The sequence below is a fragment of the Pseudarthrobacter sp. TE9888 genome, assembly GCF_056279345.1.
The window spans coordinates 2,331,235-2,349,035 of record NZ_JBWBRD010000002.1 but is presented as its reverse complement, the minus strand read 5'-3'; the positions used below and the strand labels follow the sequence as shown (position 1 = coordinate 2,349,035).

16 protein-coding genes are annotated in these 17,801 nt (G+C 66.6%); 6 read left to right on the top strand and 10 right to left on the bottom strand.

The window, feature by feature from the left end:
* Positions 1-116: 116 nt before the first annotated feature.
* Complete coding sequence (locus ACZ9J7_RS11570; protein ID WP_476209508.1) at positions 117-692, bottom strand: helix-turn-helix domain-containing protein; 576 nt, start codon at positions 690-692, stop codon at positions 117-119.
* Between the two features lie 259 nt (positions 693-951).
* Between ACZ9J7_RS11570 and ACZ9J7_RS11565 the strand changes: the two genes are divergently transcribed.
* Positions 952-2,478, top strand: coding sequence for a sodium:solute symporter family protein (locus ACZ9J7_RS11565; protein WP_476209506.1), 1,527 nt, complete (start codon positions 952-954; stop codon positions 2,476-2,478).
* A gap of 75 nt (positions 2,479-2,553) precedes the next feature.
* On the opposite strand, the gene ACZ9J7_RS11560 is transcribed toward ACZ9J7_RS11565, so the two are convergent.
* Positions 2,554-2,778, bottom strand: a complete 225-nt coding sequence (locus tag ACZ9J7_RS11560) for a hypothetical protein (RefSeq protein WP_476209504.1) — start codon at positions 2,776-2,778, stop codon at positions 2,554-2,556.
* A gap of 267 nt (positions 2,779-3,045) precedes the next feature.
* On the opposite strand from ACZ9J7_RS11560, the gene ACZ9J7_RS11555 reads away from it, so the two are divergent.
* Complete coding sequence (locus tag ACZ9J7_RS11555; RefSeq protein WP_476209502.1) at positions 3,046-4,185, top strand: VIT1/CCC1 transporter family protein; 1,140 nt, start codon at positions 3,046-3,048, stop codon at positions 4,183-4,185.
* Positions 4,186-4,224: 39 nt separating this feature from the next.
* Here ACZ9J7_RS11555 and ACZ9J7_RS11550 read toward each other — a convergent pair whose 3' ends face one another.
* Positions 4,225-5,361: an LOG family protein gene (locus ACZ9J7_RS11550; protein WP_476209501.1), complete on the bottom strand. Its 1,137-nt coding sequence runs from the start codon at positions 5,359-5,361 to the stop codon at positions 4,225-4,227.
* A gap of 159 nt (positions 5,362-5,520) precedes the next feature.
* Positions 5,521-6,918 carry a sugar porter family MFS transporter gene (locus ACZ9J7_RS11545; RefSeq protein WP_476209499.1) on the bottom strand — a complete coding sequence of 466 codons (1,398 nt, stop codon included), beginning with the start codon at positions 6,916-6,918 and terminating at the stop codon, positions 5,521-5,523.
* A 314-nt stretch (positions 6,919-7,232) separates the two neighbouring features.
* On the opposite strand from ACZ9J7_RS11545, the gene ACZ9J7_RS11540 reads away from it, so the two are divergent.
* The 3 genes from ACZ9J7_RS11540 to ACZ9J7_RS11530 are packed head-to-tail and all read left to right on the top strand — an operon-like array spanning position 7,233 to position 9,941.
* On the top strand, positions 7,233-7,973 hold the full coding sequence (locus tag ACZ9J7_RS11540; RefSeq protein WP_476209498.1) for a GntR family transcriptional regulator: 741 nt from the start codon (positions 7,233-7,235) through the stop codon (positions 7,971-7,973).
* Positions 7,974-7,989: 16 nt separating this feature from the next.
* The gene (gene iolB / locus ACZ9J7_RS11535; protein WP_476209496.1) at positions 7,990-8,883 is read left to right on the top strand and encodes a 5-deoxy-glucuronate isomerase; all 894 of its coding nucleotides are present in this window, start codon (positions 7,990-7,992) and stop codon (positions 8,881-8,883) included.
* A 41-nt stretch (positions 8,884-8,924) separates the two neighbouring features.
* Positions 8,925-9,941, top strand: a complete 1,017-nt coding sequence (locus ACZ9J7_RS11530) for a LacI family DNA-binding transcriptional regulator (protein WP_476209494.1) — start codon at positions 8,925-8,927, stop codon at positions 9,939-9,941.
* Here the strand turns inward: ACZ9J7_RS11530 and ACZ9J7_RS11525 are convergent.
* Positions 9,938-11,146, bottom strand: a complete 1,209-nt coding sequence (locus ACZ9J7_RS11525; RefSeq protein WP_476209492.1) for an MFS transporter — start codon at positions 11,144-11,146, stop codon at positions 9,938-9,940. The two genes, ACZ9J7_RS11530 and ACZ9J7_RS11525, sit on opposite strands and share 4 nt — an antisense overlap.
* A 164-nt stretch (positions 11,147-11,310) precedes the next feature.
* Between ACZ9J7_RS11525 and ACZ9J7_RS11520 the strand changes: the two genes are divergently transcribed.
* Positions 11,311-11,760, top strand: a complete 450-nt coding sequence (locus ACZ9J7_RS11520) for a MarR family winged helix-turn-helix transcriptional regulator (protein WP_476211842.1) — start codon at positions 11,311-11,313, stop codon at positions 11,758-11,760.
* A gap of 87 nt (positions 11,761-11,847) precedes the next feature.
* Here ACZ9J7_RS11520 and ACZ9J7_RS11515 read toward each other — a convergent pair whose 3' ends face one another.
* The 5 genes from ACZ9J7_RS11515 to ACZ9J7_RS11495 form a co-directional block, all read right to left on the bottom strand.
* On the bottom strand, positions 11,848-13,287 hold the full coding sequence (locus ACZ9J7_RS11515; protein WP_476209490.1) for a sugar porter family MFS transporter: 1,440 nt from the start codon (positions 13,285-13,287) through the stop codon (positions 11,848-11,850).
* Positions 13,284-14,159 (bottom strand): sugar phosphate isomerase/epimerase family protein, encoded by an 876-nt coding sequence (locus tag ACZ9J7_RS11510; RefSeq protein WP_476209488.1) that lies wholly within the window; start codon positions 14,157-14,159, stop codon positions 13,284-13,286. The genes ACZ9J7_RS11515 and ACZ9J7_RS11510 overlap by 4 nt, the downstream gene beginning before the upstream one ends.
* Positions 14,160-14,237: 78 nt before the next feature.
* On the bottom strand, positions 14,238-15,251 hold the full coding sequence (locus ACZ9J7_RS11505; protein WP_476209487.1) for a Gfo/Idh/MocA family protein: 1,014 nt from the start codon (positions 15,249-15,251) through the stop codon (positions 14,238-14,240).
* A 28-nt stretch (positions 15,252-15,279) separates the two neighbouring features.
* Complete coding sequence (locus ACZ9J7_RS11500; protein ID WP_476209485.1) at positions 15,280-16,191, bottom strand: sugar phosphate isomerase/epimerase family protein; 912 nt, start codon at positions 16,189-16,191, stop codon at positions 15,280-15,282.
* Between the two features lie 87 nt (positions 16,192-16,278).
* Positions 16,279-17,793 (bottom strand): CoA-acylating methylmalonate-semialdehyde dehydrogenase, encoded by a 1,515-nt coding sequence (locus ACZ9J7_RS11495; RefSeq protein WP_476209483.1) that lies wholly within the window; start codon positions 17,791-17,793, stop codon positions 16,279-16,281.
* Positions 17,794-17,801: the final 8 nt, after the last annotated feature.

Sequence of the window (17,801 nt, the reverse complement as noted above, 5' to 3'; positions counted from 1 at the left end):
AGGCAGCCGGAAACGGCAGGAAGCCAGTGTTCCCGAGGGAAGCCTGGCAGGCAACCGGCAAAAGAGTGCTCCACGTGACGCGAAACCGAAGCCGGCGGGAATGCACGGCGCAGGCGCTACCGGCTCGCGGCGGGCACCAGGACCCAGAGCACCTCGACCGGCCTGTCCGTCGGATTGACCCAGGTGTGGGGTTCGCGGCCCGGGAAGGTCACGGTGTCGCCTGTATCGAGGTCGTATTCCTCGTTGGTGAGGATCAGCTTGATGGACCCCTTGATGACATGCAGGACGTCCACGTCGCAATCCACCGCGTACAACTCGGACTCCCCGCGGCCATGCGGCTCGATCACGGCCTGGATGATTTGGACCCGGCGCTCCGAGCGGGCCGTCAGGAGCCGCTCCACGATGCCCTGGCCGCCGAGCGATATCCGGGGACCGTCGTTGCGTTTGGTCAGGTGGGTTTCGGGTGCCACGAAAAGGTCGCCGATGGAGATGGAGAGCACCTGGCACAGCGTCACCAGGGACGCAACCGACGGTGATGTCAGGTCCCGCTCCACCCGGCTGAGGAAACCTTTGGTCAGCCCGGTGGCATCCGCGACCTGCTCGATGGTGAGCCGCTGGGACTGCCTGGCGGCCCGGATCCTGGAGCCGATGGCAACAGGGACATTGCTCGGCTCAACTGGCAGTGCCTTCATCTACGAACCTTTCATGGCCGGCAGTCCGGCTCCACTCTCGAGCCATCCTAATGGGCGGCGCTTTTGTGACGCGCAGACGCCACACGCCCCGGGTTCTCTCCGTCAATTCCTTGACTGTCAGCCACATCACACCCTAGTCTTTGGAAACTCCTGTTGCCTATAAGGCAATTACAGGTCCTCACCGTATTCGTCCGCGGCGGTTCCCGGCGTCCCGCCCCGGGTCCTCACACCCGGCCCCGACAGCTCCAAGGAGCCATTCATGGATGCAAGTGCCATCAACATCGCCATCGTGGTGGTGTACCTCCTCGCAATGCTGGCTTTCGGCTGGTGGGGCAAGTCCCGCACCAGGAACAACAGCGACTTCCTGGTGGCCGGCCGCCGCCTGGGCCCGTTCCTTTACACCGGCACCATGGCCGCCGTCGTCCTGGGCGGAGCGTCCACGGTGGGCGGCGTGGGGCTGGGCTACAAGTTCGGCATCTCGGGAATGTGGCTGGTGGTGGCCATCGGCGCGGGCGTGCTGCTCCTGAGCCTTCTCTTTGCCGGAACCATCCAGAAGCTGAAGATCTACACGGTGTCCCAGATGCTCACCCTCCGTTACGGCAGCAGGGCCACCGAGGCGTCCGGCATCGTCATGCTCGCCTACACCCTGATGCTCTGCGCCACCTCCACCGGGGCTTACGCCACCATCTTCGTCGTCCTCTTCGGCTGGGACCGGGCACTGGCCATCGCGGTGGGCGGCGCCATCGTGCTGGTGTACTCCACGATCGGCGGCATGTGGTCCATCACCCTGGCGGACCAGGTCCAGTTCGTCATCAAAACGGTGGGCATCTTCTTCCTGATGCTGCCCTTCACGCTGAATGCCGCCGGCGGTCTTGACGGGATCCGCAGCCGGGTTGATGCCAGCTTCTTCCAGATCGACGGCATCGGCATCCAGACGATCATCACCTACTTCGTGGTCTACACCCTGGGCCTGCTGATCGGCCAGGACATCTGGCAGCGCGTGTTCACCGCCAAAACACCCAAGGTGGCCAGGTGGGGCGGTTCAACAGCCGGCCTCTACTGCATCCTCTACGGTGCCGCCGGCGCGATGATCGGCCTGGGAGCCCGCGTGGCCCTGCCCGCCATCGACGTGAAGGCCCTGGGCAAGGACGTGGTCTACGCGGAGGTTGCCACCAACCTGCTGCCCATCGGCATCGGCGGCCTGGTGCTCGCCGCCGCCGTTGCCGCCATGATGTCCACCGCTTCCGGCGCGCTGATTGCCGCCGCTACGGTGGCCCGCGCCGACGTCGTGCCCTTCGTCGCCGGCTGGTTTGGCAAGACCATCAACACCGACGACTCCGACAACCCCGAGCACGACGTCAAGGCCAACCGCGTGTGGGTCCTTGGCCTGGGGGTTGTGGCGATCGTCATCGCCATCGTCACCAAGGACGTTGTTGCGGCGCTGACCATTGCCTACGACATCCTGGTGGGCGGGCTGCTGGTCGCGATCCTCGGCGGCCTGGTCTGGAAGCGCGGAACCGGCATCGCCGCCGCTGCCTCGATGGCCGTCGGCTCCGTCATCACCCTTGGCACCATGATCATCCTTGAGATCAACGCCGAGGTCCCGCTGGACGGCATCTACGCCAACGAACCGATCTACTACGGCCTGCTGGCCTCCGCCGCGGTATACGTCGCCGCCTCGCTGCTTACGCGCCCCACCGATCCCGCGGTCATGCGCGCCTGGCACCGCCGCGTCGCAAGCCAGGAGCAGGAAGGGACGCCCGAGGAAGTCCTGGCCGGCCGCTGACCTGCAGGGATTAAACGCACGACGGCGGCACTTCCTTTCGCCCTGCAGCGAAAGGAGGTGCCGCCGTCGTCAGTCCTACTCCCCCGTGTCGCGCCCGTCGTCATCCAGCGGGACCTCACGGTCCTCGGCGTCGATGACTACCGGGGCCGGCTGGACCACCGGTTCTTCCTGGTCGATGAACTCGTCCTCGGCGTCCCAGTCCGCGTCGTCTACCGGTGCATCCTCGGCGTAATCGTAGGCGGGGTCCGCTTCGACGGCGTCCAGGTGCGGCATGTCCGGGTGCTGTCCGGTGGTGCTCATGATTCAACCTCCGTGTGTTCGCCTGACGTGCTCTTTCAGGTAGGGCGCAGCCTGCGCCACACCTTCATCAGAGCACCGGCCGGGCGGACGGGTCAATAGCCGCAGCGGACCCGGAGAAGAGCCTGTAACCGGGGCGCGGGCACCGGCTGATTTTAAGGTCTACCGAAACTTTCGAGCGAGGTTTGCCAGCCAAAAAACCGCGGAAATCCGCAGTAGGCTTGCAGGGCAAAGGCGCGAGTTCATGCCCTTTCCAGCCCAGGAGTTTCAGTGTCGCAGCACGCCCGGTCCCATTCCCACGCAACGCCCCCGGAAGCCGGCGGCGTTGGCCAGCCCTCGCCGTCGAACATCAAGCGGTGGCGCCAGTACCTGGCCGACGAGCGTGCGGAAGCCGCCGTCTACCGTGACCTGGCCCAGAACCGCGAAGGTGAGGAACGGTCCATCCTCCTGGCCCTGGCCGAAGCCGAAGGCCGGCACGAAGCCCACTGGCTCGCACTGCTGGGCGAGCACGCCGGCAAGCCGAAGAGGGCCTCGGCCCGCAGCCGGTTCCTCGGCTTCCTGGCCCGGCATTTCGGCTCCGTATTCGTCCTGGCCCTGGCCCAGCGCGCCGAGGGCCGCTCCCCCTACGCCAAGGACCCGAACGCCACCGCTGCGATGGCCGCCGATGAACAGATCCATGAGGAAGTAGTGCGGGGCCTGGCCACCCGCGGTCGCAACCGCCTGGCCGGCACCTTCCGCGCCGCAGTGTTCGGCGCGAACGATGGCCTGGTCAGCAACCTCTCCCTGGTGATGGGCATGGCCGCCTCCGGTGTGGCCTCCAGCGTAGTGCTGCTCAGCGGCATCGCCGGGCTCCTGGCGGGCGCCATGTCCATGGGCGCGGGCGAATTCATTTCCGTCCGCTCCCAGCGCGAGCTGCTGGCCGCCACCCGCCCGACGCAGGTCACGCTGGCGGCCGCGCCGCAGCTCGACCTCGAACACAACGAACTGCTGCTGGTGTACCTGGCCCGCGGGATGTCCCGGGAAGCGGCCGAACACCGGGTGGCCGAGCGCATGGGCCTGCTGCCCTGCGACTGCGATCCGAGCCTGTCCCTGCAGCCTGACCTGCCCGAGGAAGAGGACCAGCACGAGGCAGTGGGCACGGCCTGGGGTGCGGCACTGTCCAGCTTCTGCTTCTTTGCCTCCGGTGCCATCGTTCCCATCCTGCCGTTCCTGTTCGGGCTGACCGGCGTGGCTGCCCTCGTGGTGGCCGGCGCCCTGGTGGGCGTCGCACTCCTGGCCACCGGTGCCGCCGTCGGCCTGCTGTCCGGCACGTCCCCGCTGACCCGCGGCCTGCGGCAGCTTGCCATTGGCCTGGGCGCGGCAGCCATCACCTACCTGCTGGGCCTGCTCTTCGGCACGGCCGTCGGCTAGCACCAGGCAGGATAGTTCGCGGAGGTCCTCTGGCAGCGTTCAGCGCTGCCGGAGGACCTCCACTGCTTCCTCCACCGTGTCCACGAGGTGGATGTAGTTCGCCATGGCACGGCCCGCGGCGAGGCTCCTGAGCATGGGCCAGGCCGGGTACTCCTGCTCCCAGTGCCGGCGGCCCACCAGCACCATGGGGGCCACCTTCTCGCGGGCTCCGTAGTAGTTTTCGCAGGCGTCCTGGAAGATCTCCTGGACGGTGCCGGCCGCTCCCGGCAGGAAGACGATTCCGCCGTGGCACAGTTCCAGCAGGATGGCCTCGCGGATGGCGTTGGCGAAGTACTTGGCGATGTGCGTGGCGAAGAAATTGGGCGGTTCGTGTCCGTAGAACCAAGTGGGGATCCCCAGCGACGGCGTCCCGTCCGGATGGCGTCCGACGACGCCTGCCGCCGCACGTGCCCACGCCGACACCGAGGGACGGAAGCCGGGAACAGCGGCGAGGGCGGCAAGCGCTGCCTGCACGTCGCCGTCGGACGCCTGGCTGAGGTACGCCCCGAGATTTGCTGCCTCCATGGCCCCGGGCCCGCCACCGGTGGCCACGGAGTGGCCGTCGAGGGCCAGGAGCCTGCCCAGCCGTGCCGCGTTAGCAAATTCCCGGCTGCCGCGGGGCGCTGCGTGGCCGCCCATCACGCCCACGATCGAGCGGCGGGGCCACGCGCCGGACCGGATCAGCTCATCCAGCGCGTCGCCGATTGCGTGGTCATGCAGGGCCGAGGCCAGCGTTGAATCCACCCGGTGGCGCTGGCCGGGCTGGATGCTCCAGTGGTAGATCCGGGCATCCGGCAGCTCCTCGTAGGGCGAGCTTTCCAGGCCGGCGTACAGTTCGGCCGGGGAATACAGCGACGCGCGGTAGGGGTCGAAGGGGACACCCTCCAGGCGCGGGAAGATCAGGGCGCCGCGGCTGCGGAGGGTGGCTTCCATGCCGTCATCGAAGATGCAGCCCAGGAACATTGCGCCCTCGACGCTGACGTTCCTGAGTGCCGCCGACCGGCCCCGCAGGTCAAGGGACTGGGCGTGCCAGCCGTGCAGGTTGACCGCACCGCCGGCCACCAGGCTGTCGAAGCTGGCCAGGTCCTGGACTTCGAGGTTGCGGGGGCGGGGACCAAGGCTTCCGGCGAAATTCATGGTTTCCCCGCGGTGCAGGTCGGCGCAGTCCGGATCATGGGGCCAGCCTAGGCCACCACACGCACGAACGGGGGCCGGACCGCGCCTGTCCGGTTGATCCCGGAAGGACTGGGTCCGACCCCCGCTGCTGTTGGCGTGCGGTGCCGTGGTGAGGCCTCGCTAAGCGGAGACCCGTGCCGGAACTTCGCCGTCGCGGAAGTGCGCTTCGAGGTCCTCGAGCGAGTGGCCCTTGGTCTCCGGCACGAACTTGATGACGAACGCCAGGGACGCCAGGTTGACCAGGACGAACAGGCCGAAGGTACCCGTGGATCCCAGCGCGTTGACCACGATGGGGAAGAGGAAGGAGATGGCGGCGTTCACGGTCCACAGTGCGAAGACCGCGATGCCCATGGCGAAGCCGCGGATGGCCAGCGGGAACATTTCGGACAACAGGAGCCAGACGCAGGTGCCGATGAAGCACTGCACGAAGGCAACGAACAGCATCATCGCGGCCAGGATGGTGTAGCTGGCAAGGTCGGACTGCGGCAGGAGGAAGACGATGGCAAGCAGGGCCTGGGAACCGACAACTCCGGAGAATCCGATGACCAGCATCCGGCGGCGGCCAACAAAGCCGAGCAGCCAGATGCCCAGGATGGTCATGAGCACTGAGGTAACGCCCACGCCGATGGTGGCCACGAGCGAGGCACTGACGCCAAGCCCGCTCTTTTCCAGGATGGTGGGGGCGTAGTAGTTCACGGTGTTGATGCCCGTTGCCTGCTGGACGGTGGCCAGGCCAATGCCGATCCAGAGCAGCCGGCGCATCCAGGGGTTGTTGCGAAGGTCGCGGAGGGCGTGGCCGCGTTCTTCCTTGGCGGTGCGTGCCGCCAAGGCGATCTCTTCGAATTCGGCCGCTGCCTCTTCCGGGCTGCGGCTCAGGTTCAGGACGCGGCGGCTGTCCTCCAGGCGGCCGCGGATGGCGTACCAGCGCGGGGATTCTGGAAGCAACAGCATGCCGGCGAGCAGTGCGAGTGCAGGGATGGACGCGATGCCCAGCATGCTGCGCCAGACCTCGTTGTCGTGGATCAGGGCGTCGAGAAGGGCGTTGATGGCGAAGGCGAGCATCTGGCCGGTGACGATCATGAGTTCGTTGATGGTGACCATCCGGCCACGAAGATGGGCGGGAGCCATCTCCGCCAGGTACAGCGGGCAGGTTACGGCGGCGGCGCCCACCCCGAGGCCCAGCACGATGCGGGCGGCAATCATGAAGGTCACGGTGGGCGCAAGGGCGCAGCCCATGGCACCGAGCAGGAAGAGCAGTGCGCAGACCAGCAGCGAGCCGCGGCGGCCCAGCTTGTCAGCCATGCGGCCGCCGGTGAGGGCGCCGACGGCGGCACCGGGGAACAGCAGTGCGCTCACCACGGTTGCTTCCTCGACGGCGCTCATGTTGAGGGAGTCGTTCATGTACAGCAGGGCGCCGGAGATCACGCCGGTGTCGTACCCAAAGAGCAGGCCGCCCAGGGTGGAGATGACGGTCAGCCGGGCGAGGTATCCGCGGCGCTTGCTGCCGGTGGCGCCCATGGTTTGTTTCTGCAACAGCATTGTTGCCTCTCAAATTCTCTCGGGGACCGGAAGACCGGTCAGGAATGTGATGCGTGCCACTAACGTTAGAGCGCTCTAATTGTCCTCGTCAAGAAAAAGTCTTAATGTCAGCACAATTTAATTTCTTAGCCCTTCCCTCTTCCTGGCTGGGACCCCTCTTGACCCCTCTACACCGCCTGCTACGATCGAGAAGGAAAGTATGTCCTATCAAGCGAACATATAGCGGCAAAGTGTCCGCTGGCGCAGTCTCCCAAGACGGGGAGGCGCAGACACCGAAGACAAGGGAACGCACCGTGGCGAACAACCTGGGACTCAACATCGACCGCTCCTCCCCCGTGCCCCTGTACCACCAGGTGGTCCAGGGCATTGAGGCGGCGATTTACAGCGGGGTGCTGGAGCCCGGCAGCAGGCTGGACAACGAGATCGACCTTGCCGCCCAGCTGAACCTTTCCCGGCCCACCATGCGCAAGGCGATGGATGAACTGGTCCGGTCCGGCCTGCTGGTCCGCAAGCGGGGCGTAGGAACCCAGGTGGTCTCCAGCCAGGTCCGCCGGCCGTTGGAGCTGTCCAGCCTCTACGACGACCTGACCAACAACGGCAAGAAGCCCACCACCGAGGTGTTGAGTTTCTCGCACCTGGAGGCGGACGACGCCACGATCAGCACGCTGCAGCTTCCCGCGGGCTCGAAGGTGTACCACTTCACCCGGCTGCGGAGGGTGGGCGGCAAGCCCCTGGCCCTCATGGAGAACTGGGTGCGTGATGACATCGCGGAGATGGGTGAGGCCATGCTCAAGGCTGAAGGCCTCTATTCGATCCTTCGCCGCGGCGGCGTGAACTTCCGGCTGGCCACCCAGCGCATCGGTGCCATGACCGCCAATGACTACCAGGCTTCCATGCTGGATACCCCGGCCGGCTCGGCACTGGTCACGATGGAACGCACCGCCGTGGACGATACCGGCCGCCGGGTTGAAACCGGCCACCACGTGTACCGCGCGGATTCCTACAGCTTTGAAATGACACTCGTACAGCGCTAATCAAGGAGCCAACTCCATGACCAATTGGGTCTATCCCCTGGGCACCGCCACCGACGGTGCCTGGGATGTGTCGATCGGAACTTCCGATTCCTCCCTTGCCGTGGACGGCTGGGCGCACACCGGACTGAAGGTGGCCACCCTGCCGGCGGGCGCCGCCGTCGAACTTCCCGCCGCGGATGAGGAACGGATCGTGGTGCCGCTCAACGGGTCTTTCACGGTGACCGTGGACGGCACGGACTACCCGTTGGCGGGGCGCCGGTCGGTGTTCGCCGGCCCGACGGATGTGCTGTACTCCGGTACCGGCCGCGCCGTCAGCATCAGCTCGGCCGACGGCGGCAGGGTGGCGGTTGCCACCGCGCCGGCCCAGGCGTCCCACCCCACCCGCCTGGTGTCCGCGGCGGAAACCCCGGTGGAGCTGCGCGGGGCGGGCAACTGCTCGCGCCAGGTCCACAACTTCGGCACCCCCGCCGCACTTGAGGCGGACCGCTTCATCGTGTGCGAGGTCCTCACCCCGGCCGGCAACTGGTCCTCCTACCCGCCGCACAAGCATGACGAGGAAAAGGACGGCGAGACCTCCCTCGAGGAGATCTACTACTTCGAAACCCAGGTGGGAGCTGGATCCGGCGCACCTGCCGACGCCGATGCCATCGGCTACCAGCGTGTCTACGCCTCCGATGAGCGCCCCATCGACGTTTCCGCGGAAGTACGGACCGGGGATGTTGTGCTGGTCCCTTACGGCTGGCACGGCCCGGCCATGGCCGCTCCCGGCTATGACCTCTACTACCTCAACGTCATGGCCGGCCCCGGGCCGGTGCGGGAGTGGCTGATCAGCGACGACCCGCACCACGGCTGGGTCCGGCAGACGTGGGAGAGCCAGAACATCGACCCCCGGCTGCCGTTCGGCGCGTAGCCGCCCGGGCAGGCCGCCATGGACTGGCATAGTGGAGTTCTGTGAAACAGAACTCTCCTTCGCCGCGGTCGGTGACCATGGAGGACGTAGCGCGCGAGGCCGGCGTGAGCCGCGCCCTGGTGTCGCTGGTGATGCGCGATTCCCCCAAGGTTTCGCCCGCAAAGCGCACGGCGGTACTGGAAAGCGCCGCTGCCCTGGGCTACTCCCCCAACAGGCTGGCCAGCCGCCTGGCAAGCCACCGCACCAACACCCTGGGTGTCCTGTTCCTTGACCTGCACAACTCCGTCTTCGCCGATATCTATGACGGCATCACCGACGGGCTGGCCGGCAGCGGCAACCAGGTGATGGTCGCCGTCGGCTCCGCCGATCCCGGAACGGAACTGGAGGCCGTCCGGTCCTTCGTGGACCTTCGCGTGGACGGCGTGCTGCTGGCCGGCTACACCGGCAGCTCGGAGGAGCTGGCCGGGGCCCTGCGCGGGACGCCCGCCGTCGTCATCACCCGGGAGCTGGAGGCCGACGGCGTGGATTCCGTCCTGACCGACGACTTCCGTTCCGGGTCGCTCGCCGTGGAGCACCTGTACCACCTGGGACACCGGCGGATTGCGCACGTGGACATCTCTGACTGGCTCCCCTACACGGCCCGGCGGGAGGGCTACCTGCACGCCATGAGGCAGTTCGGACTGGAGCCGCACCTGGTCCACAGCGACATGACCGAACGCGGCGGCCGGGCCGTGATGGAGCAGTTCCTGGACTCGGGTGCCACGCCTCCCACGGCAGTCTTTGCGCACAACGACCTCACCGCCATTGGCATCATGGAGGCCCTGGCTTCCCGGGGACTGTCCGTCCCGGGCGACATGGCGATCGTGGGCTGCGACAACATCGAAGTGGGCGCCTCGCCGCTGATTGGCCTGACGTCCATTGACCAGCACGCCGGGCAGCTCGGCCGGCTGGCGGCGCAGGCCATCCTGGAGCGGGTTGCCGGGACGGCCGGACCAGCCGTGACCCGGAAGCTTGAACCCGCTCTGATGGTGCGCCGCTCGTCCGACCCCTCCGCCTAGCGGCTGACCAACTCCTCCGCGGCCTGGACCGTGCCGCGGCCACCGCGGCGCTGTTCGCTCCGCCTGGCGCCTGCCGCGGCGAACGCCATGACGGCAACGCCCGCAAGGGTGATGAGGGCGCCGGCCCAGATGGGCGACGTGTAGCCGAACCCGGCGGTGATGGTGACGCCGCCCAGCCAGGCGCCCAGGGCGTTGCCCACGTTGAAGGCTCCGATGTTGGCGCCGGAGGCAAGGGTGGGAGCACCGGAGGCGTACTTCATGACCCGCATCTGCAGGCCCGGTACGGTGGCAAACCCGAAGCCGCCCATCAGGACCAGCGAGATGACCGTCAGGACGGGATTGGCCGCCGTCAGGGCAAAGGCCACCATGACCACGGTCAGCGCGGCGAGCACCACGAGCAGCGTCCGGTCCACGTTGCGGTCGGCGGCCTTACCGCCGAGGGTGTTGCCCACGAAGAGGCCCACGCCGAAGACGACCAGCAGCCACGGCACCGCGGAGGCCGCGAATCCTGATACCTCCGTGAGGGTGTAGGCGATGTAGGTGAACGCTCCAAACATGCCGCCGAAGCCCAGGACGGTCACCACGATGGACAGCCATACCTGCCCGGAGCGGAAGGCACGGAGTTCGGAACGGAGGCTGCCTGCCTCGTCCGATGCGCCGGCCGATGCCGGGACGAGTGCAAGGATGCCGGCGAGCGCGGCTACGCCAATAACGGTGATGGCCCAGAAGGTGGCACGCCACCCGGCGGTCTGGCCCAGCAGGGTTCCGAACGGTACGCCCAGGACATTGGCCGCCGTCAGGCCCGTGAACGTGAGCGCGATGGCCCCTGCCTTCTTGCTGGCCGGAACCATGCCGGCCGCCACTACGGCTCCGATTCCGAAGAAGGCGCCATGCGAAAGGGCTGCGATGATGCGCCCCAGCATCATGGCCCAGTAACCGTCAGCGGTGGCGGAGAGCAGGTTGCCGGCAATGAACAGGACCAGCAATGCAGCCAGCACGGGTTTGCGCGGGAAGCGGGTCACGGCCGCGGTCAGGCCCAGCGCTCCCACCACCACGGAGAGTGCGTAGCCGGAGATGAACCAGCCCGCGGACGCTTCACTGACTGCAAAGTCCGCGGCCACCTGCGGAAGGAGGCCGGCGATCACGAATTCCGTGAGTCCAATGCCAAACCCGCCCAGGGCGAGTGCTATCAGGCCAACAGGCATGAGGATGCTCCTTTGAGCTGTTCGTGGTTGTTCCCGAGGCGGGAAGGCGCCTAAGATAGTTGCAGACGCGGTATTTATTGTTGCACATGCAGATATGCCGCGCAAGCAACTATCTATGACCGGAGCAATGGATGGCGTCCTACGCCATCTTCGAAGGAGCAACCATGGGCATCAAGGACGACGCCGTTGAGGTCCGTGCCCAGGGCTGGCGCACCCTCGCAGCCCTGCACGGGCTGATCGAAAACGAACTGGAACGCAGCCTGCAGGCGGAGTCGAAGCTCTCCGTGGTGGAGTACACGGTGCTGGATGCCCTCAGCCGGCAGGACGGGTGGCACATGCGGATGCAGCAGCTGGCGCGCGCCACGGCGCTGAGCCCCAGCGCCACCACCCGGCTGGTCAACCGGCTGGAGGACCGTGGCCTGCTGACCAGGATCCTGTGCGACGACGACCGCCGCGGCATCTACACCGAGCTCACCGCCAGTGGAAGCAGCCTGCTCGCGGCAGCGCGGCCGGTCCACGACGCCACGCTGGAACGTGCCCTGGACGGGGCCCTGGCCATTCCGGAACTGGCACCGCTGGTGGATGCGCTGCCGCGGCTGCACGCGCGCGCCTAGGACCCGGCCACTCCAAGGCACCAACAACGCCCCCGTGAGGATCCTCATGGGGGCGTTGCTGTGGGGAACAGGGAGTGCTGGTTCCGGTCAGGAAACCTCTGCGGCTGGCGCCTCGGCTTTGCCGCCTGCAACGTTCTTGAAGTAGTGCTCCAGGTCCTCAAGGCTCTTGTCCTTGGTCTCGGGAATGTATTTCGCGGCGAAGGCAATGGCCCCCACGCCAAGGACTGCGAACACAAAGAACGTGTTGGAGATGCCGATGGCGGCCAGCAGCTGCGGGAACCCGAACCCGATCAGGAAGTTCACGATCCACAGCAGGAAGGCCGACGCCCCCATGCCCAGGCCGCGGATCTTCAGCGGGAAGATTTCCGAGAGCATCAGCCACGTCACCGGGGAAATGGCACCCTGCTGGAACGCCAGGAACGTCACGGTCAAAGCCAGGATGACGAAGCCCCGGGCGGAGCCTTCCGGCAGGATCAGCGAGAAGAAGCCGATCAGCAGCAGCGCCGTGGTGGTTCCCACCTGCCCGGTGATCAGCATCCGGCGCCGCCCCACCTTGCCCAGCAGCCAGATCCCGACGAACGTGGCCAGTACCGAAATGACCCCGTTGGCGATGTTGGCCGTCAAGGCAGCCTCCCGGCCGAAACCGGACTGCGAGAGGATCTGGGTGCCGTAGTACATGATCGAGTTCACGCCCGTGATTTGCTGGATCACCGCGAGGCCCAGGCCCACCACGAAGATCCTGCGGAGCCACGGGATGCCCAGGTCCTTCCATGAACCCATTTTGGACTTATAGTCCTCCACGGCCATGGCCTTGACTTCCTCAAACTCCCTGCGGGCTTCCTCCTGCGACCGGATCCGCTGCAGCACGCTGAGCGTCTCGCCGAAGCTGCCGATGGAGGCCAGCCAGCGTGGACTCTCGGGCATGAAGTTCATCCCGATCCACAGCGCGATGGCCGGCAGGGTGGCGATGACCAGCATCCAGCGCCAGATGCCGTGCGATTCACCGAAGGAGTTGCCCAGGTAGGCGTTGAAGATGAACGCCAGCAGTTGCCCGGTGACGATCATGAGTTCGTTCTGGGTGACGATCCGGCCGCGCCGGTGGCTCGGCGAGACCTCCGCCAGGTACACGGGCACTGTCACCGATGCCCCGCCCACGGCGAGTCCCAGGATGAACCGGGCGGCGATCATTACCTCGGTATTGGGCGAGAACGTGCAGCCGATGGTGCCCGCGAGGAAGATGACCGCCAGCACCATGATCATTTTGCGCCGGCCGTTGCGGTCGGCCAGGCGTCCGCCGAACAGGGCGCCGAAGGCGGCGCCGAACAGCAGGGATGAGGTGACCAGGCCTTCGGTCAGCGGAGTGAGGCCCAGGTCCTCCTGCATATACGGCAGGGCGCCGTTGATCACGCCGGTGTCGTAGCCGAACAGCAGGCCGCCGAAGGTGGAGATGATGGTGACGGTCCGCAGGGCCCGCTGATGGTTGCCGGGCTGCTTGACCGCTGCCTTTCCGGAAACAGGCGAACTCATAGGCTTACCTTTTGGACGTACTGCTCCATGGTCTCCAGCTGGTAGCGGGACACTTCTTCGGCGTTCTCGTCCTCAGCGAAGACGCTGGACACCATCACGGTGTCCTCCCGGTCGAGGAAGCCGATTTCCTTCAGGCCGCCGAAGAACTCGTCCCAATTGACGTCGCCGTCGCCGATCTTCAGGTGCTGGTGGACGCGGACCGGGTTGCCCGGCGGGTTGGTGATGTAGCGCAGGCCGTGCGAGGCGTGGTGGTCCATGGTGTCGGCCACGTGGACCAGGCGCAGCTTGTCCCCCGCGGCCCGCATGATGTCCAGCGGAGAGTTCTTCATGTGGAAGCTGTGCGAGGCCACGTAGACCATGCCCACGTTCTTCGAGTTCACGCCCCTGATCACGCGGATGGCGGCCAGGCCTTCCTCCACGAAGTCGTCGGGGTGGGGGTCGATCAGCAGCTCGATGCCTTCACGCTCAATGATGGGCAGCAGCTCTTCCATGGAACGGTAGAACGCCCGCTCTGACTCCTCCGCCTTCTCGGGACGGCCGCTGAACTCGGTGTTCATGGTGCTCACTCCCAGGTCCACGGCGATCTGGATGGCGCGCTTCCAGTAGCGGACGGCGGCTTCGCGGGCGTCCTCGTCGGGCCCGGACCAGCGGAGCACGGGGAGGATGGAGGCGATTTCAATGCCGGCGTCCCTGCAGGCCTTGCCCAGCTGGCCCACCAGTTCGTCGTCCGCTTTGGGGTGGTTGTAGAACGGGATGAAGTCCGCGTGCGGGGTCAGCTGCATGTACTTGTAGCCAAGGTCCGCCACCACCTTGGGGAACTCCAGCAGGCTGTGCGAGTGGTGGAACGGGGTGGGGTCAAGTGCGATTTTCACGTAAACACTCCATTGTGGATCAGGAAGGGTGGAGACACGAAAGGGGACGGATGGCTCCGCCCCCTTTTCCGGTCCTGGTTACTTGTAGAGGTCGGGTTTCGGAGCCAGCTTCACGGCGACCTTTTCGCCGTTCTTCTGCGCTTCCACGCCTGCCTCGCAGCAGGCGGCGGTGGCGTACCCGTCCCAGGCGGAGGGGCCGCCGATTCCGCCCTTAAGTGCCGCGTCCACCCATGACTGGATTTCGACGTCGTACGCCGCGCCGAAACGCTCCTCGAAGCCGGGGGTGACGTTGCCGCCCCAGCGGCCCGAGCTGCGGGTGTAGGGTCCCTTATCGCCGCCGATGCTGACGATGCCGTCCTCGAAGGAGGCCTGGGTGGCCACCTCGTAGCCGAACTTGGCGTTGACGTAGATTTCGACGTCGGCCAGGACGCCTGATTCGGTCTCCAGCAGGACGTGCTGGGGGTCGTGCTGGCCGGAGGGCGCGTTCTTGGTGGCCTTGCCCAGGCGGACCTGGACGCTGGTGATTTCCTCGCCGGTGAAGAAGCGGATGGCGTCGAACTCGTGGACCACGGAGTCGTTGATGAGCATCTCGTTGGTGAAGCCTTCGGGGGTGCTCGGGTTGCGGTGCTGGTGGTGCAGCATCAGCAGCTCGCCGAGTTCGTGGTTGCGGATGATCGAACCCAGTGTGGCGTACTCGGCGTCGAAGCGGCGCATGAAGCCCACCTGGATCCGCTGGTGGCCCAGCGCCACCTCGGCTTCGACGATCTTCCAGGAAGATGCGGCGTCGGGCGTGAGCGGCTTTTCGCAGAGGATCGGGATGTCCCTGGCGAGGGCCTTGAGCAGGATGTCCTCGTGCAGGAATCCGGGGGTGGCGATCAGGACGGCGTTGACGTCGCCGTTGTTCAGGGCCTCGTCAGCGTCCGCCAGGGCCACGGCGCCCGGGATGCCTTCAATAGCGGCCTGGGCGCGGGCAAGATCCACGTCCACGACGGCGGCAACTTCGGCTCCGTGGATGCGCTTGCTGAGGCGCTGGATGTGGTCGGCGCCCATGCGGCCGGCGCCGATGACGGCGACGCGGAGGGTTTCAGTCATTGTTCTGTCCTTCTGGTATTGGTGGCGGTTAGCTGACGGCGGTGCGGGAACCGCAGGACAGCAGGTAGTTGCGGGTGCGCTTGGCGATGGGCATCGGTACGTCGAAGGCCACGGGGTACATGTCCTGTTCCACGATGCCGAAGATGGGCCGGTCCAGCGCCTCCACGGCTTCGATGACAGCGCGCAGGTCAGGGAGGCCGTTGGGCGGTTCGGTCATGACGCCGGCCAGGTTGGCAGCTGCCCAGGTCATGTTCTCCTCATTGACCTTCCTGAGGATGTCCGGGTTGATCTGCTTCAGGTGCAGGTAGCCGATCCGGTCCGGATAGTTCTTGATCAGTTCCAGGCTGGAGGCGCCACAGTATTCGGCGTGTCCCGTGTCCAGGCAGAGGTTCAGGTACCGCGGGTCCGTGGCACCGAGCAGCGTCTCGATGTCCGCCTGCGCGCCAACGTGGGAGTCGGCGTGGGAGTGGAACTGCTGCTTCAGGCCGAAGTCCTCCAGCAGGGTCTTGCCCAGGCGGTTATGGCCGGTGAATAGGTCGTCCCAGGCCTTCTCGCTCAGCGTGCCGCTTTCCACGGCTTCGCCGGTGACGTCGTCCCGCCACATGGCCGGGATCACCACGATGTGCTCGCCGCCCATGGCCGCGGTGAGTTCGGCGACCTTGCGGGCCGGCTCCCAGGCGGTTTCCCACTGGTCCACGCCGCGGTGGAAGGCGGTAAACACCGTGCCGGCCGAGATCTGCAGGTCGCGCTGCTTCAGCTCCTCCGCCAGGCGGGCGGGGTCGGTGGGCAGGTAGCCGTAAGGGCCCAGTTCGATCCACTTGTACCCGGATTCGGCCACCTCGTCGAGGAAGCGTTCCCACGGGGTCTGCTTCGGATCGTCCGCGAACCAGACGCCCCAGGAGTCCGGCGCCGTGCCGATGATCAGCTTGTTTTCAGTCATGACAGCGTTGTCCTTTTCTTCGATTGCTCCGTAACCGCCCTTTTGGACGCTCATAACGGCGGTTACGGAGCAATCGACGGGGGTGTCCTAGTTGGAGGGGAAGTTGTAGGAGGCGCCGGAGGCGTGGTGGGTTTCGGGCCAGCGGGAAGTGACCACCTTGCCGCGGGTGTAGAAGCTGACGCCTTCGGGGCCGTAGATGTGCTTGTCGCCGAAGAGGGAGGCCTTCCAGCCGCCGAAGGAGTGGTAGGCCACCGGCACCGGCAGGGGCACGTTGATGCCGATCATGCCCACCGTCACGGAGCGCTGGAACTTACGGGCGGCCGCGCCGGAGGAGGTGAAGATGGCGGTGCCGTTGCCGTAGGGGTTGGCGTTGATCAGCGTGATGCCGTCCTCAAGGGTGTCGACGCGGACCACCACCAGGACGGGTCCGAAGATTTCTTCTTTGTAGGCGGTCATTTCGGTCTTGACGTGGTCCAGGACGGTGGGGCCCACCCAGAAGCCGTTTTCGTGGCCGGGCACCACCAGGTCGCGGCCGTCCACCACCATGGCGGCGCCGGCAGTTTCTGCTTCGGTGACGATCCGGAGGATGCGTTCCTTGGAGGCGGGGGTGATGACCGGGCCCATTTCGGCGCCGGGTTCGGTGCCGTTGTTGACCTGGACGGCTTCGGCGCGTTCCTGGACCTTGGCGACCAGGGCGTCAGCGGCGTCTCCGACGGAGACGGCGACCGAGATGGCCATGCAGCGTTCCCCGGCGGAGCCGAACGCGGCGGCCGCGAGGTGGTCGGCGGCGTTGTCCAGGTCGGCGTCTGGCAGGATGATCGCGTGGTTCTTCGCACCGCCCAGGGCCTGGACGCGCTTGCCGTGCTTGGTGGCGGTTTCGTGGACGTACTGCGCGATCGGGGTGGACCCAACAAAACTGATGCCGTCCACGTCCGGGTGGGTCAGCAGCCCGTCAACGGTTTCCTTGTCGCCGTGCAGGACCTGGAACACACCGTCCGGCAGCCCGGCTTCCTTCCACAGCTTGGCCAGCAGCAGCGAGGCGGAGGGGTCGCGTTCGGAGGGCTTGAGGATGAAGGCGTTGCCGGTGGCGATCGCCATCGGGGCCATCCACAGGGGCACCATGACCGGGAAGTTGAACGGCGTGATGCCGGCGACGACGCCGAGGGGCTCGCGGAAGGAGAAGACGTCGATGCCGGTGGAGACCTGGTCCGAGTAGTCGCCCTTGAGCAGGGTGGGGATGCCGCAGGCGTACTCGACCACTTCCAGGCCGCGACCGATCTCGCCCTTGGCGTCGGAGAGGACCTTCCCGTGCTCGGCTGTGACCAGCTGGGCGAGCTCGTCCACGTGGGCGGCGACGAGTTCGCGGAACTTGAACAGCACGGCGGTGCGCTTGGCCAGGGAAATGTCACCCCAGGTGTCGGCGGCCTTGCGGGCGGCGGCGACGGCGGTGTCCAGGTCGGCGCGGTTGGCCAGGCGCAGTTCGCCGGTCACGGCGCCGGTGGCCGGGTTGTACACGTTCGTGGTGCGGTCGCCTTCGCCGGCGGTTTCGGCGCCGTTGATGAAATGGTTGATGACCGTTGTTTCGGTGGTGGTGGCAGTCATGGGACTCT

Excerpts from the sequence above, each read along its gene's own strand:
- ACZ9J7_RS11570 (WP_476209508.1), bottom strand. The coding sequence starts at position 692 with ATGAAGGCACTGCCAGTTGAGCCGAGCAATGTCCCTGTTGCCATCGGC.
- ACZ9J7_RS11565 (WP_476209506.1), top strand. The coding sequence starts at position 952 with ATGGATGCAAGTGCCATCAACATCGCCATCGTGGTGGTGTACCTCCTC.
- ACZ9J7_RS11560 (WP_476209504.1), bottom strand. The coding sequence starts at position 2,778 with ATGAGCACCACCGGACAGCACCCGGACATGCCGCACCTGGACGCCGTC.
- ACZ9J7_RS11550 (WP_476209501.1), bottom strand. The coding sequence starts at position 5,361 with ATGAATTTCGCCGGAAGCCTTGGTCCCCGCCCCCGCAACCTCGAAGTC.
- ACZ9J7_RS11545 (WP_476209499.1), bottom strand. The coding sequence starts at position 6,918 with ATGGGCGCCACCGGCAGCAAGCGCCGCGGATACCTCGCCCGGCTGACC.
- iolB (WP_476209496.1), top strand. The coding sequence starts at position 7,990 with ATGACCAATTGGGTCTATCCCCTGGGCACCGCCACCGACGGTGCCTGG.
- ACZ9J7_RS11525 (WP_476209492.1), bottom strand. The coding sequence starts at position 11,146 with ATGCCTGTTGGCCTGATAGCACTCGCCCTGGGCGGGTTTGGCATTGGA.
- ACZ9J7_RS11520 (WP_476211842.1), top strand. The coding sequence starts at position 11,311 with ATGGGCATCAAGGACGACGCCGTTGAGGTCCGTGCCCAGGGCTGGCGC.
- ACZ9J7_RS11515 (WP_476209490.1), bottom strand. The coding sequence starts at position 13,287 with ATGAGTTCGCCTGTTTCCGGAAAGGCAGCGGTCAAGCAGCCCGGCAAC.
- ACZ9J7_RS11505 (WP_476209487.1), bottom strand. The coding sequence starts at position 15,251 with ATGACTGAAACCCTCCGCGTCGCCGTCATCGGCGCCGGCCGCATGGGC.
- ACZ9J7_RS11500 (WP_476209485.1), bottom strand. The coding sequence starts at position 16,191 with ATGACTGAAAACAAGCTGATCATCGGCACGGCGCCGGACTCCTGGGGC.
- ACZ9J7_RS11495 (WP_476209483.1), bottom strand. The coding sequence starts at position 17,793 with ATGACTGCCACCACCACCGAAACAACGGTCATCAACCATTTCATCAAC.